Raw genomic sequence first — 16,794 nt, forward strand, 5'->3', positions numbered from 1 at the left:
ATGATAACAAAAAGAACGGATAGAGAAATGATCGACTATCTTTTAGCGGCTGAGCAAGAAGTTCGGGAAGTTCATAAACTGACCGACCAAAATCCTGAATTGACAATTAAGGAAGCATATGAACTGCAAAAGAAGCTGATCGACCGGAAAATCGCCGATGGAGCCAGAAGAATAGGGGTTAAGCTTGGTTTAACGAGCAAGGCGAAGCAACAGATGATGGGAATTAATGAAGCGATCTATGGGTATTTGTTGGACAATATGCTTAGTGTAGAATGGGAGCCGGTTGACTATAGACGTTTTATCCATCCGAAAGCCGAGCCGGAAATTGCTTTTTTAATGGGGGAAGATTTGCAAGGGCAGGATGTTACTGCTGCTGATGTATTACGTGCTACGAAATATGTTGCGCCCGCCATTGAGATTATCGACAGCCGGTATAAAGACTTCAAGTTTACACTTGTCGATGTTGTTGCGGATAATTGTTCTTCTGCGCAATTTATAGTAGGAAGCAAATGGGTGTCTCCAGACTCCATTGATTTGGCGGAGATCGGGATGGTCATGTCTAAAAATGGAGAAGTGGCTACAGTTGGAGCGGGCGCTGCTGTGCTCGGGAATCCCGCTCAAGCCGTTGCCTGGGCGGTTAATAAGCTGGGGGAGCGTGGCGAAGGCTTGAAAAAAGGAGACATCGTCTTAAGCGGCGCTTTATCTGAAGCGGTCGCTTTTGAAGCGGGAGATTCATGTCTAGCTCAATTTGACGGTCTGGGCAGCGTTTCGTTCTTGTGCAAATAAATCAATCCCTGCCTGAAAAAAAGTTGAAACTTTTTAATTTCCCCTACGTAATAGTAGTCAAGAAGCGGTTTCTACTATAAGGGAGGAATTTGTAAGTGTTCAAAAAAATAATTGCAGCTTTAACAGTTTTAACCTTATTGTTAACGCCTGTAGGAGATGCTGTTTTCCATAAAAGTTCGGACCAGGCAATGGCGAAAGGCTATCGATCCGGCGTGAAGTCATTTAAGACGAATAAAGGAAGCAATGGTTCTATATTCAATAAGAACAATCATCAAACGAACAAGCAAAAAGGAACGAACATGTTTAACAGTTCCAAGACTTCCAAAAAAAGCGGCGGATTTTTAAAAGGCTTAATGCTTGGCGGACTTGCAGGACTATTGTTTGGCGGGCTATTCGGGCACCTCGGCATCCTGGGCTCCATCTTAGGGTTGATGGTTAATGTTCTGGCGATTATTGTGCTCATTTCAGTCATTACCAGCATCTTCAGGTTTTTCAAAAATAAAAGGAAGAAAGAAGAGTACAACCCATGGAGAAGATAACACTATTCGAACAGGATGTTGTCAACGCGCTTTGTTTATTTACAGCAAATAAACGGGGGATGACGCCTGAAGAGATTGAGGTAGAGCTGCTTTATGACGACGATTACGGTTTCTCTGCCGAAGTTTACGCAAACGGAAGAAAGCAAGTATTGATTGAGGCAAACATTATTGAAGCGCTTCGCTTTTGGCTTGATAGCGAAACGAACATCGACCCGGTTTCAGCCGGAATAGAGCTCGTGCTGGATGATGATGAGGGGATTATCGCGATTGTTAAATACCATTAAAAGCTTAACCAGCTTTAAATTGCTGGTTAAGCTTTTTTTGATCATCTCCCAAAAATTTGAATGTTCATTATCATAACAATATAATTTTGAATACAAAAGAAAAATTTGTCAATTTACAACCTGGCTCGGTATCGATCGCGAATTTAAAAGGATATTTGGCATGTGGGGAAATGCAGTGATGTTAAACTGGTACTCTTAAAAGGGCTATACTATAATATTGTTAGTTTAAATAATGATAAGAGAGCTTTACTATGCTTAACAAAAAAACAATTATTATTGCTACATTTCTTTGTCTATTGATTGTTGGGGGAGCTTTTTGTGACTATTGTGACCAAACGCCGCAAAGTGTGAAAAGAACGAAAAAATCTTCACTTGAATGGATGGAAAAAGAAAGGGTAGATGACTATTTAAAGCGTATCCATTTTAATGGCACAGCGGTTATTGTAAAAGACGGTAAAACGATTCTAAATAAAGGCTTTGGCTTTTCAAATGTAAAGACAGGGAGCATGAACAATCCGGAAACCGTCTATTATATCGGTTCAATTACGAAGTCGTTTGTTTCAACAGCGTTTATGCAGCTTCAAGAAGAAGGGAAAGTGAACATCAATGATCGGCTGTCAAAGTATTTCCCATCTTTTCCTTATGCCGATGACATTAAACTGTATCATTTGCTGACACATACGTCGGGACTGCCTTATCGTTCAGAAACGAGCAGAAGAATGTCAAAAGAAGCGCTTTTAAAGAAAATTGAGATGGACGCCCGCTTTTTGCTTTTTCCCCCCGGTACAGAATGGAATTATTCCGATTCCAATTACACGCTTCTTGGGCTTATTATTGAGAAAGTTTCAGGCGAAACTTTACATCAATATATAAAGGATCATATTTTTCAAAAAGCCGGGATGCACCACTCCGGATTCGGCGAGGATTTTCGTAAAGAGAAGCATCCTTCTACCGGTTACTTTAACACGACTTTCGGGTTCTATAAGCCAGCTATCCCTCATTTTTCACAATTATTGGGATGCGGAGACATTTATATGACGGCTTACGATCTATATAAGTTTGATAACGCGTTACGTACAGGGAAATTGGTTTCAAAAAATAGCTATCAACAGATAAATGCTCCATTTAAAGCATATTATGGTTTTGGCTGGTATGTAAATCGCGATAAGTATTACTCACATGGCGTTATGCCGGGTTTTGAAGGAATGAATGGATACAGCCGGGACGGACGTATTTATGTTGTCTTGCTTTCAAATGTCCAACATACAATTCCATCATTCCGTAAAGTAAATAATCAAATTTTTACTCGATTGGAGAATGGCTCTTCAACAATGGAGAAGTAAAATTTTGGGAGCGGACACGAATCCATTGCTGAATAGTGCATCGCCCTTTATAATAGATTTATTGAAAATTCGAACATAGGGGGATAGACCGTTGCCAATTAACATTCCTAAGAGATTACCAGCACGAGAAATTCTTGAAAAGGAAAATATTTTTGTAATGGACGATGAACGGGCAAGCAGCCAGGATATTCGTCCTTTAAATATTTTGATTTTGAATTTAATGCCGGAAAAAGAAAAGACGGAAGCTCAGCTATTGCGTCTTCTTGGAAATACCCCGCTTCAAGTGAACATTAATTTTATCCATACGGCGACACATGAATCAAAAAATGTGAGCAAATCACACCTTGAGCAGTTTTATACGACATTTGAAAATGTAAAACACCGTCGTTTTGACGGCATGATTATTACCGGAGCGCCTGTTGAATTGTTACCTTTTGAAGAAGTGAATTATTGGAATGAATTGACAGAAATTATGGAATGGTCAAAAACGAATGTGACTTCTTCACTGCACATTTGTTGGGGAGCACAGGCCGCCCTTTATTATCACTATGGGATTGATAAGTTTGAGTTGAAGCAAAAATGTTCCGGTGTGTATAAACACCGCATTACTCATCCTACTGTTAAACTAGTAAGAGGATTTGATGATGAATTTACAGCTCCGCATTCCCGCTATACGGATATTTTGATGGAGCAACTAATGTCACATGATGATTTAATCTTGCTTTCACATTCGGATGAGGCCGGCCCGTTTTTAATTATTTCTAAAGACGAAAAGCATATTATGATGACAGGCCATTTGGAATATGATGGACAAACGCTTGCCCAGGAATACGAGCGCGATCTCGCTAAAGGTCTGGATGTCCAAGTCCCGGAACATTATTTTCCGAATGATAATCCAAATGAGAAACCGTTGCATCAATGGCGTTCACATGCCCATCTTCTTTTCTCCAACTGGCTGAACTACTATGTGTATCAGGAAACGCCATACAAGTGGGAATAAGGGCGGTTGTGAACGGTTTTACAGAGGGCATGAATCGTACATGCCCTCTCATTCTATCAAGGGGGGTTAGAGGATGAAAATGGTAAAGGCGATTGTTATTCTATTCCTCTTTCTTTCGATTACGGCTTGCGGCAACCATAAGAGCGAGACGGTTGTTAAAACGGATGATGAAGCAACTGAATCGAAACAAAAGAATCAGAATGAAAATAGTACGGAAAAAATAATTGCGAAGATGTCGCTCGATGAGAAAATTGGGCAAATGATCTTTGCCGGCATTGACGGAACGACAATGAATGCCAACACGAAAACGTTAATTGATCGGTATAAAGTCGGTGGGGTTATACTCTATAAGCCTAACATTCAATCTACTAACCAGACGCTGGCTTTATTAAATGGGCTTAAAAAAGAAAATTCAGATAACAAAATGCCTCTTTTTTTAGGGGTGGATCAGGAAGGCGGACGTGTCCAGCGTTTGCCGGACGACTGGAAAAAAATACCGAGTAGCGGAGAGATTGGAAAAGTAAATCGTCCGGAGTTTTCATATGAAATCGGGACTCTATTAGGTAAGGAACTAAAGGCGATCGGATTTAATCTTGATTTTGCCCCCGTTCTTGATATTAACAGCAATCCGAACAATCCGGTAATCGGTGATCGTTCGTTCGGTTCTGATTCAAAAAAGGTGAGTCATCTCGGGATTGAAACGATGAAAGGGATCAAAGGGCAAAATGTTATCCCGGTCGTTAAACATTTTCCCGGGCACGGCGATACATCGGTAGATTCACACATCGGTTTGCCAAAGGTTACTAAAAACCTCGACCAATTACGGAAATTCGAGCTTGTCCCGTTTAAGCAATCGATTACAAAAGGTGCGGATGTAGTTATGGTAGCGCACATTCTTTTGCCGAAAATTGATTCGAGCAACCCGGCAACTTTTTCGAAACGAATGATTACCGATGTGTTGAGAAAAGAAATGAAGTTCAAAGGAGTCGTAATGACCGATGACATGACGATGGGTGCGATCACGAAACATTATTCAATCGGAGATGCGGCGGTCAAATCTGTAAATAGCGGAAGCGATGTCATATTAATCGGCCATGACTACAATCAAGTCATTACAGTAATCAAAGCGATTAAGTCAGCTGTCCAAAAAGGAACAGTACCAGAAAGCAAAATTAATTCTAGCGTTTATAAAATTATCTCATTAAAACAAAAATACAAACTTACCAATTCGCCTGTTCAATCGGTTGATGTGAAGGGGATCAACCGCTCCATTCAAGAAACATTACATCGTTATATGGATTAAAACTGCATCCGACAAAGGATTGCAGTTTTTTCTTTTTTCGCTAAAAAGATTCAAATTTAAACCGATTTAAAGAAAGAGAGAATTTTTTGACAGTAGGAGTACAAAGGATGGTCAAAAATGTAGATTTATTCTATAATTTGTTTTAATAGTGTGAAAATTGGAAAAGAAAGAGGGGGAAAGATGGGGAGACATACGGTACTTAAAACGGTTGTATTTACTTCGGCGGTAGCAGGTTCATTTATGGCAGCACCTATTGTAGGTAAGGCTGCATTTGGAGATCATACGCTTCACAAAGGCATGAAGCATGCAGATGTAAGGGAACTTCAATCGCGATTGAAAAAGTATGGGTATTTTACTTATCCTGAAGCTACCGGGTATTATGGGAAAATTACGGAAGACGCAGTAAAAAAGTTTCAGCGAGATATGGGGATACAGGTTGATGGGGTTGTTGGCAAGAATACATATCGAATGCTTACCAAGTATTCGAAAAAAAGCATTACGGCCAAACGGGTAACTTCTACAAAATCTTCCGCAACGTTAAAGAAAGGAATGCGCGGGAAAGAAGTTGAAAAGCTGCAGATCAAGTTAAAAGAACTCGGATTTTTTAAAGTGGGTGTGACCGGATATTACGGTGCAGTTACCGAACAATCGGTGAAAGACTTCCAGCGTTCAAAAAGGCTAAAGGTAACGGGGATCGCTGATCAATCAACACTTGATCGGCTCTATAAAAAAGAGAATAAGCAAGACGGTGCCTCTTCGGCGGGTAAAAACAAGCCATTAAAGATTGGGATGAGAGGGAAGGATGTTGAAAAACTGCAAACCAGATTAAAAGAACTTGGCTTTTTTAAAGCAGGAGTAACCGGGTATTTCGGAATAGTTACAGAGCAATCGGTAAAAGATTTTCAAAAAACGAGAAAGTTAAAAGTGACAGGGATCGCGGATGAAACAACACTTCATATGTTGTATAAAAACATTATGCCAAAACCCGAAAAACCAAAGCCAAAACCGAAGCCGACCACGACTCAGACAAATGTTGTTTTAAAAGAAGGAATGCGCGGCAAAGAAGTAGAACAATTGCAATTTAACTTAAAGACTCTCGGCTTTTTCAAAGTAGGAGTAACCGGGTATTTTGGTACGGTTACGAAACGTGCTGTCAGTGATTTTCAGTCAAGTACAGGACTTCCTGTAACCGGACAGGCCGATTCGCTTACTTTAAAAAAGATCGATGAACAATTGGAAAAAGGAACTTCAACTCCTAAGACCAATAACCCTTCATTCAATCCGATTAATGTCGTCGCTGATGCTATCGAATTATTAGGCAAGCCGTATGTATGGGGAGGAACAACCCCTAAAGGATTTGACTGCAGTGGATTTGTCCAATATGTTTATAGCAAAAATAGCATTCAGTTACCGCGAACCGTCTCCCAAATGTGGCAGGAAGGAAAGAAACTTTCTGAGCCCCAGGTTGGCGATCTTGTCTTTTTTGAAACGTACAAGCCCGGTGCTTCACATGTAGGTATTTACATAGGAAAGGGACAATTTGTCCACTGCGGCGATGAGAAAACAGGGGTAACGACAGCATTGATGAGCAACTCCTATTGGAAACAACGTTATTTAGGGTCTAAACGGTATTATTAAAAAGAGTAGGCGTATACGTCTGCTCTTTTTTTGTATTTAAATTGAAAACTCTTTCAATCCCATGTTAGGTATTACCTGGTAATATTGTGGCTAATTTATGAAAGAAATGTGAAAAAGTCGTGAGCAATTCATGAAGAAACCATGTCACTTTTCAAAACGTGTATTTTTAAAGCGTGTACTTTGCTAGGATATATAAGCAAAAGCTATTTATAGAAATGATACTTACTATTAAGTGTAGTTCAAAAGTTCGGAAAAAGCCCATGATCGCTTCACCAGCTTGCGTTCATATCACTCGATGTATTAAACTGAAGAAGCTGTGTCTTTTAGATCTTTCGGCTTTTTTGTCTCCTTTTTGAACACACTATTAATGTGTGGTTTCGTTTTCGTCGATTTTGTTTATATGTTTATTAGAAGGAAGGTGAATGTGGTGTTTAAGCCATTCAAATCGTTAGTCACTATTGGGCTAATGTTTGCCGTTTTTTTGTTAGGCGGTTGTCAATTAACCGTGCTTGATCCAAAGGGTCCTGTAGCAGAACAACAAAAAGATTTGATTAATTGGTCTATTGGTTTCATGCTATTTATCGTCGTTGTTGTTTTTGTTTTGTTTACATGGATCGTTGTTAAATATCGGGATCGAGTGGGGCATAAAGGATATGATCCTGAGCAAGAGGGAAGCAAGTGGCTCGAAGTTCTTTGGACGGCCATTCCGATCGTGATTGTCATTGCCCTTGCCGTTCCAACTGTAAAAACGATTCATTCGTTGGATAAACCTCCAAAAGCAACATCACATAAAGATCCGCTTGTGATTCATGCCACGTCAGTTGATTGGAAATGGGTGTTCACTTACCCGAAACAAAATATAGAGACGGTCAATTATATTAACATTCCGGAAGATCGTCCAATTTTGTTTAAAATTACATCAGCAGATTCCATGTCGTCGTTTTGGATTCCTCAATTAGGCGGACAGGAATATGGTATGGCTGGAATGGAGACGAAACTATACTTGCAGGCCGATCATACAGGTACTTACTTAGGAAGAAATTCAAACTTTACCGGAAAAGGAATGGCGAACCAAACCTTTACAGTAAAGGCGCAAACGGAGAATGATTTCAATAATTGGGTAAAAGATACTCAAAGCAAAGCACCTAAACTAACGAAAGATCAATATGATCACTTAATGTTGCCAGGCAATGTGAAGAAAATGACGTTTTCTTCTACTCATTTAAAATGGGTCGATCACGCGAAAGACCAGGAGTATGCACTGAAAGTGCGCAAAAAATTAGGAAAAGAAGAATCTCAATCTCATTAAGAGAGGAGGAAGCATAATGAGTTTAGACAAGTTTTTTGTAACCGGCGATCCGCTTATTTATGGTGCGGACGTATCGATCGTATTAACAATGGTTGCGATCGTTTTTGTATTAACGTATTTTAAAAAGTGGAAATGGCTGTGGAAAGAATGGCTTACCACAGTTGATCATAAAAAAATTGGGATTATGTATATTATCGCTGCTATAGCCATGCTTTTCAGGGGAGGAGTAGATGCCCTGTTAATGCGTACGCAGCTTGCTGTACCAAATGCGAAATTTTTAGAGTCACAGCACTATAATGAAATTTTCACAACACACGGTACAATTATGATTCTATTTATGGCAATGCCGTTTATCATTGGCTTAATGAACATAGCGGTACCGCTTCAGATTGGCGCACGGGATGTTGCCTATCCATATTTAAATGCCATCAGCTTCTGGTCATTTTTTATGGGAGCGATGCTGTTTAACATTTCTTTTGTCATTGGCGGTTCACCTGATGCTGGCTGGACGAGTTACATGCCGCTTGCCAGTAATGAAATGAGCCCGGGACCAGGGGAAAACTATTACCTTCTCGGCTTGCAGCTATCAGGGATTGGTACCTTGTTAACAGGGGTTAACTTCCTTGTAACGATCTTCAAAATGCGTGCACCGGGAATGAAGCTATTCCAAATGCCGATGTTTACATGGTCTTCGTTAATTACATGTGTCATCATTATTTTTGCTTTCCCGATTTTAACGGTAGCATTAGCATTATTGACATTTGACCGTCTTTTCGGCAGCCATTTCTTTACTTTAGATGGCGGCGGTTTAGATATGATGTGGGCCAACCTGTTCTGGTTATGGGGTCACCCGGAAGTATATATCGTTATTTTACCTGCTTTCGGCATGTTTTCAGATATTATTAGCACATTTGCTAAGAAAACGATATTCGGCTATAAAGCAATGGTTTATTCAATGATCGTTATTTCTGTGCTTAGCTTTATCGTCTGGGTTCACCACTTCTTTACGATGGGTAACACAGCGGCAGTGAACGATTTCTTCTCGATTTCAACGATGCTTATTTCTATTCCGACAGGGGTTAAGATATTTAACTGGCTGTTTACGATGTATCGAGGAAAAATTCAATTTACGACGCCGATGTTATGGGCGCTTGCCTTTATACCAAACTTTGTCATCGGTGGTGTGACAGGTGTTATGCTTGCGATGGCCGCAGCGGACTATCAATACCATAATACGTATTTCTTAATCGCACACTTCCATTATGTGTTGATTGCCGGTACTGTTTTTGGCTGTTTTGCCGGGTTCCATTACTGGTATCCGAAAATGTTTGGCCATAAGTTAAATGAACGGCTTGGTAAATGGTGTTTCTGGTTATTCATCATTGGATTTAACATTTGTTTCTTGCCACAGTTCTTCTTAGGACTCGATGGAATGCCTCGCCGTATTTTCACATACGGAGCAGATACTGGATGGTTCAGCCTTAATATGCTTTCAACTGTTGGGGCATTTTTAATGGGAGCTGGCTTTATTGTTCTCGTATACAACGTTTACTACAGTTTCCGTCACTCCAAACGTGAAGAAACAGGGGATGCTTGGGATGGACGTACGCTTGAATGGGCAACATCATCAGCGATTCCGCCACACTATAACTTTGCAAAAATCCCTGTAGTAACAGGCTATGATGCATTCTGGAAAATGAAGCAAGAAGGCGTTTCTATGAAGCTTAAGCCTGAAGAAGTTAAACCGATTCACATGCCAAGCAACTCGGGAAGACCGTTTGTCATGTCTGTATTCCTCTTTATTGCCGGTTTTGGTCTTGTCTGGGAATGGTGGCCGATGGCAATCGTCGGAGGAGCAGGAATCTTGCTTTGTTTAGCTCTTCGTTCGTTTGATTATGACGACGGCTATCATGTCAGTGTTGAAGAAATTAAAGAAACAGAAAATATTACGGTATAAAGGAGGCGTGACATAATGGAACATAGTGAAAAGTACGATTCTAACACGCCTTTAGAATATCAATCCGAACAAGGTCGCTTAAATATTCTTGGCTTCTGGGTTTTCCTCGGAGCGGAAGTCGCGCTGTTTTCGACATTATTTGGAACGTACCTTGTGCTCATGCACAGAAATGCCGGCGGTCCAATGTTAACGGATCTCTTTGAACTTAAAGGTGTGTTAATTGAAACGTTTTTACTACTAGCAAGTAGTTTTACATGTGGTCTTGCCATTCATGAAATGAGACGGAATAATCAAAAAGGATTAGTCGTCTGGATGATTATTACGTTATTGCTTGGACTCGGTTTCCTTGGATTTGAAATCGACGAATTTATTTCTTACGTTGGAGAAGGGGCATCGCTTCAAACTAGTGCCGCTTTATCCGGGTTCTTCGTCCTTGTTGGTACGCACGGATTGCACGTAACGATGGGGGTTGGCTGGATCATTTGTATCTTGATTCAAGTTGCTAGCCGTGGATTAACGCCCGTAACGACACGTAAATTATTTATTTCAAGTCTTTACTGGCACTTCCTCGACTTTGTATGGATTTTCATCTTTACAGCAGTTTATTTGACAGGGTGGGTGATGATGTAATGGCAGCAAAACAAAATACATCACACAACCATTTCCCGTGGTCCCATATTGTCGGTTTCGTGCTTTCAATTGTGTTAACGATTGTTGCTTTATGGTTTGCCTTGCACACGAATTTTTCAGTTAAAGCAAAGCTAATCATCATCTTTATCTTCGCCTTTTTACAAGCGGTCCTTCAGCTTCTTATGTTCATGCATATTAAAGAAGGATCGAAAGGCATTCAAACAGGAACGATGATTTACGCGGCATTTATCGCGATTACAGTTGCAGCCGGTTCAGTCTGGGTGATGGCGATGCCAGGAATGTATCACGATATGCCAATGGATAAAAAGAAACACAACAGCCATGAAAGACATGAAAAGCATAACATGGAGCATGATGGACACAACATGAGTGATATGGACATGGGCTCTAATAAATAGTTTTGATTGAATAACAAAAGCCTCTTGCGAATAGCAAGAGGCTTTGTCTGTATCAAGTATTATTTATAAATAAGATTTTTATTTTGCATTTTTTTGCGTTTAATCGCTGGTGCGATATAAATAAGGTAAGCAGCGATGTGAGCAAAAATAATATTGGCGGCAAACACAATGCCAAAAAGAATATGAGCTGTTGTGCCGATAGTGGTTGTGAAATAAAGTATGAAGTAAGCCCAAATACATGCAATAAACGGCAGCTGGGCAAGAGCTAATTTTTTACTATGTTCCCATAAAAACAGCGGTGTAGCTGTCGCAACTAATAAATAAACTACAAAAACATCCATTCAAATCACTCCTATCTGGTAGATACCGCTTACAAGTGTGACAAAAGTAAGGATATTTTGTGAACCTTTTGTTACAATTAGTATACAACAGAATTCTGAAAATTAAAAGTGGTAAAGTCGATATTATTAAATTTAATTAAAAAACCTATTGAAAGAATCCCGACTGTATGTTTTACAGTCGGGATCTTGTTTTTTTAACAACGACTACGTGCGCAAATTTTTGAACAAGACAATCATTTAATACAGATTCGGGAATGATTCCAAGTGTCAGGGCGGCATCGATCTTTTCTTTGTCCGGTTGCTTTACAATGCGAATGCAGTCAGTTAAATTGAGCTCTTCTAATTTTTGGACCGTTTTTGTTTCATGATAGTTTTCCGTTTTCCGTATTTGCCTCTGCAATTTAAAATCGCCGATACATAATTCGCCTTTACTATTTTCCCCTACCGTTTGATCAAAATAAGCATTAAAACGTTTTTTAAGTTCCTTCAGTTCGCCTTCAATTTCTTTAGCTTGTACACTTAATTCGTGAAAACGGCTTACCATTTCATTCGTTATTTCTGCCTTTCCTACATTCGTTCCAGCCACAAAATACAACCCCCATCCCTTTTATTGTTCGGTATAGCATATGAGCTGATATGGAAAATAGACCAGGTTGTCTTTATTTACAAAACCTTTACATTAGCTTCAATCTAGCTAAACAAAAAAGCTTTATGGTTAGTATGTAAAGCAAAACAAGTCCTGGGGGGAATGCTCTTCAAACAAGAAAAAAACGCAATTCGGGGATGCAATTTCTTTAAAAAGACAGTCCATTTATGAGGAGGAAGAAAATCAATGAACATTAAAAAAATCATGCTTTTCGCATTAACCCTAACAATGTTACTCCTTGCCTCTGCATGTGGAAACAAAGATGCACAGGGCAATTCGCAAAATAAAAATAATGGAGCGAAGGAAGAACAAGGTTCCGGCTCAATTGTTGTTTCCGGTTCAAGCGCAATGCAGCCACTCGCAGCGGCAGCAGCTGAACAATTTATGCAAAAAAATACGAAAGCTGACATTCAAGTTCAAGCCGGCGGAAGCGGAACAGGACTCAGCCAGGTTTCTGAAGGATCTGTACAAATCGGAAACTCTGACGTATTTGCGGAAGAAAAAGAAGGAATCAATGCTAAAGATTTAGTCGATCACAAAATTGCCGTTGTCGGCATTACGGCTGCGGTAAACCCTGATGTTGGTATTAAAGATATTTCGAAAAAAGATTTAATTAAAGTATTTTCAGGAAAAATCAAGAACTGGAAAGAACTCGGTGGAAAAGATCAAAAAATCACGCTTGTTAACCGTCCGGATTCTTCCGGAACTCGTTCAGTATTCGTTAAATATGGTTTAAATGGTGCAAAAACAGCGGAAGGCGTTACTGAAGATTCATCGAACACGGTAAAGAAAATTATTTCTGAAACGCCTGGAGCGATCGGATACCTTGCCCTATCTTATTTAAATGATGATAAAGTGGTAGGTTTAAGCATCGATGGAGTAGAGCCTAAAGAAGAGAATGTCATCAATGGGAAATTTCCGATTTGGGCGTATGAACACTCTTATACAAAAGGTGAGCCAAAAGGGCTTGCTAAACAGTTCCTTGACTATTTAATGAGCGATGAAGTGCAAAACGGCGTTGTTGCAAAACAAGGATATATTCCTGTGTCAAAAATGAAAGTCGAGCGCAATGCTGAAGGAAAAATAAGCAATGTGAAATAAGTCAAAACACTTACAACCCGGGGTAACTATCCGATTGGATAATTACCCTCTTGTAACGTTTAGAAAGGGGAGCAACATGGCGAAAGAGTTTTCAACTGCAAGCGAGCGGTTGTTGAAAAAATCGAATCGTGCAGCATTAAAAATGGAGATGAGAGGGAAATCAATTGTTCTCATTAGTGCCATTCTCATTATTGCCGCAACGATTTCCATTACGATTTTTTTAGGTACAAAAGGGTTGCAGTCCTTTTTAGTAAATGGAATAAATGCTGTTGAATTTTTAACTGGAACAGTATGGGATATGGGGAAAGATGGAGGGAACGGCCCTTCCTATGGTGCCCTTCCGTTTATTTTTGGGTCATTTGCCGTTACGTTTTTATCGGCACTGATCGCCGCACCCCTTGGAATTGGCGGGGCAATCTTCATGACAGAGATTGCGCCATCATGGGGTCGCAAAATTCTTCAACCAGTCATTGAATTGTTAGTAGGGATTCCATCAGTAGTCTATGGCTTTATTGGGCTTACTGTCTTAGTGCCATTTGTTCGCAACCATGTCGGCGGCCAGGGATTTAGCCTCCTTTCAGGCATGATCGTCTTATCAGTAATGATTTTGCCGACGGTTACAAGTATTGCGACCGATACACTCAGGTCACTTCCTGGAGGATTAAGGGAATCTTCGTACGCGCTCGGGGCAACGAGATGGCAAACAATATACCGTGTGTTGGTGCCAGCAGCTTTACCCGGGCTTTTGACAGCGATCGTTTTAGGAATGGCCCGCGCGTTTGGAGAAGCACTTGCTGTTCAGATGGTAATTGGAAATACGAAAGAATTGCCGTCATCACTTTTAGATTCTGCCGGGACGTTAACGACAATTATTACATTGAATATGGGCCATACGACATATGGCAGTGTGGAAAATAATGCACTCTGGTCTTTAGCACTTATTTTATTAATCATGTCATTTATCTTTATTTTAATCATTCGTTATCTTTCATCCAGGAGGCAATACCGATGAATAGCAGAGTGGCCAATAAAATTGCAACGGGCGTTTTTACAGCCATTGCAGCGATCATTATTTTTGTTTTAGTTGGTTTGTTAAGTTACATTCTATATCGCGGATTTGGAAAATTGACATTGGACTTTCTGACTTCTCCTTCGAGTGATTTCCAGGCGGGTGGCGGTATTGGCAATCAGTTATTTAATTCTTTTTATATTCTTTTAATCACAATGATGATTGCTGTCCCTCTTGGACTCGGTGGTGGAATTTACATGGCTGAATATGCAAAGCCAGGAAAGATAACCGATTTTATTCGTTCCTGTATTGAAGTATTAGCATCATTGCCGTCCATCGTTATTGGGATGTTCGGGATGTTGATTTTTGTAAATTTAACGGGATGGGGATATACGATTTTCTCCGGGGCACTTGCGCTTACCATTTTTAATTTGCCGGTTTTAGTAAGGGTTTGTGAAGATGCCATCCGTTCCGTCCCAAGAGACCAAAAAGAGGCGAGTCTTGCGCTTGGGATTACGCACTGGCATACCATTAAAACGGTCTTGATTCCAAGTGCCTTTCCAACCATTTTAACAGGAGTTATTTTAGCATCTGGCCGCGTATTTGGTGAAGCTGCTGCATTGCTTTTTACAGCGGGTTTAACGACTCCGAGACTTGACTTTTCGAACTGGAATCCGTTTGATGAGACGTCTCCATTAAATATCTTTCGTCCGGCTGAAACACTTGCCGTGCATATTTGGAAAGTGAACACGCAAGGGCTGATTCCTGATGTTCAGGAAGTGGCAGATGGTTCTTCTGCCGTTCTCATCTTATCAGTTCTTCTATTTAATTTGCTGGCAAGATGGATTGGAAGTCTCGTTCATAAAAAACTGACGGCTGCAAAATAAAAGAAATGGGTGAAACGTTATGCTTCTGACAAAAATGAAACCTGAATTTGAAATAAGCGAGGCTCATGAACGTAAAGAAACTGCGCTTGACGTCAAACAATTAAATATTTATTACGGCAATCATCGCGCTGTCAAAGATATTTCCTTTACGATTGAAAAAAATGCAGTAACGGCGCTCATCGGCCCTTCTGGTTGCGGAAAATCAACTTTTTTGCGGAGCATCAACCGGATGAATGATTTAATTCCCGGAGCAAGAAGCGAAGGTATCATTCTTTACGAAGATGTCAATTTAATTGAAGACAATATTAACGTTGTCGCTCTAAGGAAAGAAATCGGAATGGTGTTTCAACGCCCGAATCCATTCGCAAAGTCAATTTACAATAATATCACGCACGCCTTAAAGTTTTACGGCATACGTTCGAAAAAGAAGCTTGACCAAATCGTGGAAGAAAGTCTAAGAAAAGCGGCGCTCTGGGAAGAGGTGAAAGATCGCTTGCACGATTCGGCGCTTAGCCTCTCCGGGGGACAGCAGCAAAGGCTTTGCATCGCAAGAACGCTTGCTGTAAATCCTAAAATTTTGCTTTTAGACGAACCGGCTTCAGCTCTAGATCCAATCTCTACTGCAAAAATTGAAGAGTTGATTATGGAGCTCAAAAAAGAGTACACCATTATCATTGTTACACACAGCATGCAACAAGCCTCAAGGATATCCGATAAAACGGCGTTCTTTTTAAGCGGAGAGCTCGTGGAATTTGACCAGACGGATAAAATTTTTACAAATCCGTCCAACCAAAAAACGGAGGAATACATCTCTGGCCGGTTTGGATAATTTTGCTTTATGTTTAGGTAAAACGAAATGCCAGTGCTAAAAGAGAAGAAATTAGGGGACTTCCGATGGGGCAAAAGGTATTGATTGTCGATGATGAAACTTCTATTCTTGCATTATTACAATTTACTCTTGAGCAAGCGGGGTTTACGGTCATTACCGCAACGGATGGCAAAGAAGCGTTACGCTTAACGAAAGAGGAAAACCCCGATTTAATGATTCTTGATTTAATGCTACCTATAAAAGATGGGCTGGAAGTATGTAAAGAAATTCGGGAACAACGAATCAATACGCCAATTTTAGTATTAACGGCAAAAGTAGATGAATGCCATAAACTGCTTGGCCTTGAATTAGGGGCCGATGATTATTTGACAAAGCCTTTCAGCCCTCGTGAAGTTGTTGCCAGGGTAAAGGCTATCTTAAGACGAGTTCATAGAATAAATATGATGGAAACTGAACGACGAAACCAATCTGCCGAAATGAAAATCGGCGATATTAAGATACATTTTTTAAACTATGAAGTCTTTGTTAAAGGAAAACAGCTTGAGCTAACGAAGAAAGAATTTGATTTGCTTAGTTTTCTTATAAAAAATAAAGGGCGCCTGTTGAGCCGAAAGCTTCTGCTTCAAGCTATATGGAACTCGGACTTTAAAGGAAACGCGAGAATTGTAGATGTCCATATAAGCCGCCTTCGTGAAAAAATTGAACAAAACCCGAAAAGGCCGGAATATATTAAGACAATAAAAGGACAGGGATACAAGTTCAAAGACCTTTAA

At 40.2% G+C, this 16,794-nt stretch carries 18 protein-coding genes; 16 read left to right on the forward strand and 2 right to left on the reverse strand.

From position 1 onward, the window contains the following. The 11 genes from H538_RS0119845 (at position 1) to qoxD (ending at position 11,208) form a co-directional block, all read left to right on the forward strand. Positions 1 to 786, forward strand: coding sequence for a 2-keto-4-pentenoate hydratase (locus H538_RS0119845; protein ID WP_026679054.1), 786 nt, complete (start codon positions 1 to 3; stop codon positions 784 to 786). Positions 787 to 881: 95 nt separating this feature from the next. Beyond that, positions 882 to 1,325 (forward strand): hypothetical protein, encoded by a 444-nt coding sequence (locus H538_RS0119850; RefSeq protein WP_026679055.1) that lies wholly within the window; start codon positions 882 to 884, stop codon positions 1,323 to 1,325. Then, positions 1,313 to 1,609: a YxcD family protein gene (locus H538_RS0119855; protein ID WP_026679056.1), complete on the forward strand. Its 297-nt coding sequence runs from the start codon at positions 1,313 to 1,315 to the stop codon at positions 1,607 to 1,609. Before H538_RS0119850 ends, H538_RS0119855 begins: the two co-directional genes overlap by 13 nt. 251 nt (positions 1,610 to 1,860) lie before the next feature. Further along, positions 1,861 to 2,952: a serine hydrolase domain-containing protein gene (locus H538_RS24595; RefSeq protein WP_051291588.1), complete on the forward strand. Its 1,092-nt coding sequence runs from the start codon at positions 1,861 to 1,863 to the stop codon at positions 2,950 to 2,952. Positions 2,953 to 3,043: 91 nt separating this feature from the next. After that, a complete protein-coding gene (gene metA / locus H538_RS0119865) occupies positions 3,044 to 3,952 on the forward strand; it encodes a homoserine O-acetyltransferase MetA (RefSeq protein WP_026679057.1) in 909 nt (302 codons plus the stop codon). 73 nt (positions 3,953 to 4,025) lie between these two features. Continuing rightward, positions 4,026 to 5,255, forward strand: coding sequence for a beta-N-acetylhexosaminidase (nagZ, locus tag H538_RS0119870; protein WP_026679058.1), 1,230 nt, complete (start codon positions 4,026 to 4,028; stop codon positions 5,253 to 5,255). A gap of 180 nt (positions 5,256 to 5,435) precedes the next feature. Continuing rightward, positions 5,436 to 6,893 carry a C40 family peptidase gene (locus H538_RS0119875; protein ID WP_026679059.1) on the forward strand — a complete coding sequence of 486 codons (1,458 nt, stop codon included), beginning with the start codon at positions 5,436 to 5,438 and terminating at the stop codon, positions 6,891 to 6,893. Between the two features lie 427 nt (positions 6,894 to 7,320). Further along, positions 7,321 to 8,202, forward strand: coding sequence for a cytochrome aa3 quinol oxidase subunit II (gene qoxA, locus H538_RS24600; RefSeq protein WP_081412746.1), 882 nt, complete (start codon positions 7,321 to 7,323; stop codon positions 8,200 to 8,202). Between the two features lie 16 nt (positions 8,203 to 8,218). Then, positions 8,219 to 10,159, forward strand: coding sequence for a cytochrome aa3 quinol oxidase subunit I (qoxB, locus tag H538_RS0119885; RefSeq protein ID WP_026679060.1), 1,941 nt, complete (start codon positions 8,219 to 8,221; stop codon positions 10,157 to 10,159). Between the two features lie 15 nt (positions 10,160 to 10,174). Continuing rightward, positions 10,175 to 10,789, forward strand: coding sequence for a cytochrome aa3 quinol oxidase subunit III (gene qoxC, locus H538_RS0119890; protein WP_026679061.1), 615 nt, complete (start codon positions 10,175 to 10,177; stop codon positions 10,787 to 10,789). Then, positions 10,789 to 11,208 (forward strand): cytochrome aa3 quinol oxidase subunit IV, encoded by a 420-nt coding sequence (gene qoxD / locus H538_RS24605; RefSeq protein WP_081412738.1) that lies wholly within the window; start codon positions 10,789 to 10,791, stop codon positions 11,206 to 11,208. The genes qoxC and qoxD overlap by 1 nt, the downstream gene beginning before the upstream one ends. 59 nt (positions 11,209 to 11,267) lie before the next feature. Here qoxD and H538_RS0119900 read toward each other — a convergent pair whose 3' ends face one another. Beyond that, entirely contained in the window at positions 11,268 to 11,549 is a 282-nt protein-coding gene (locus H538_RS0119900) for a spore morphogenesis/germination protein YwcE (RefSeq protein WP_026679062.1), read from the reverse strand. A 172-nt stretch (positions 11,550 to 11,721) separates the two neighbouring features. Beyond that, complete coding sequence (locus H538_RS0119905) at positions 11,722 to 12,135, reverse strand: hypothetical protein (protein WP_026679063.1); 414 nt, start codon at positions 12,133 to 12,135, stop codon at positions 11,722 to 11,724. 246 nt (positions 12,136 to 12,381) lie between these two features. On the opposite strand from H538_RS0119905, the gene H538_RS0119910 reads away from it, so the two are divergent. The 5 genes from H538_RS0119910 (at position 12,382) to H538_RS0119930 (ending at position 16,794) form a co-directional block, all read left to right on the forward strand. After that, positions 12,382 to 13,296, forward strand: coding sequence for a phosphate ABC transporter substrate-binding protein (locus H538_RS0119910; protein WP_026679064.1), 915 nt, complete (start codon positions 12,382 to 12,384; stop codon positions 13,294 to 13,296). A 76-nt stretch (positions 13,297 to 13,372) separates the two neighbouring features. After that, the gene (gene pstC, locus H538_RS0119915; protein WP_026679065.1) at positions 13,373 to 14,308 is read left to right on the forward strand and encodes a phosphate ABC transporter permease subunit PstC; all 936 of its coding nucleotides are present in this window, start codon (positions 13,373 to 13,375) and stop codon (positions 14,306 to 14,308) included. Next, positions 14,305 to 15,192, forward strand: a complete 888-nt coding sequence (pstA, locus tag H538_RS0119920) for a phosphate ABC transporter permease PstA (RefSeq protein ID WP_026679066.1) — start codon at positions 14,305 to 14,307, stop codon at positions 15,190 to 15,192. The genes pstC and pstA overlap by 4 nt, the downstream gene beginning before the upstream one ends. A 34-nt stretch (positions 15,193 to 15,226) precedes the next feature. After that, positions 15,227 to 16,021: a phosphate ABC transporter ATP-binding protein PstB gene (gene pstB, locus H538_RS0119925; RefSeq protein ID WP_035351789.1), complete on the forward strand. Its 795-nt coding sequence runs from the start codon at positions 15,227 to 15,229 to the stop codon at positions 16,019 to 16,021. 65 nt (positions 16,022 to 16,086) lie between these two features. Next, on the forward strand, positions 16,087 to 16,794 hold the full coding sequence (locus tag H538_RS0119930; protein WP_026679068.1) for a response regulator transcription factor: 708 nt from the start codon (positions 16,087 to 16,089) through the stop codon (positions 16,792 to 16,794).

The organism is Fictibacillus gelatini DSM 15865, assembly GCF_000430745.1.
Taxonomy (GTDB): Bacteria; Bacillota; Bacilli; order Bacillales; family Fictibacillaceae; genus Fictibacillus_A; species Fictibacillus_A gelatini.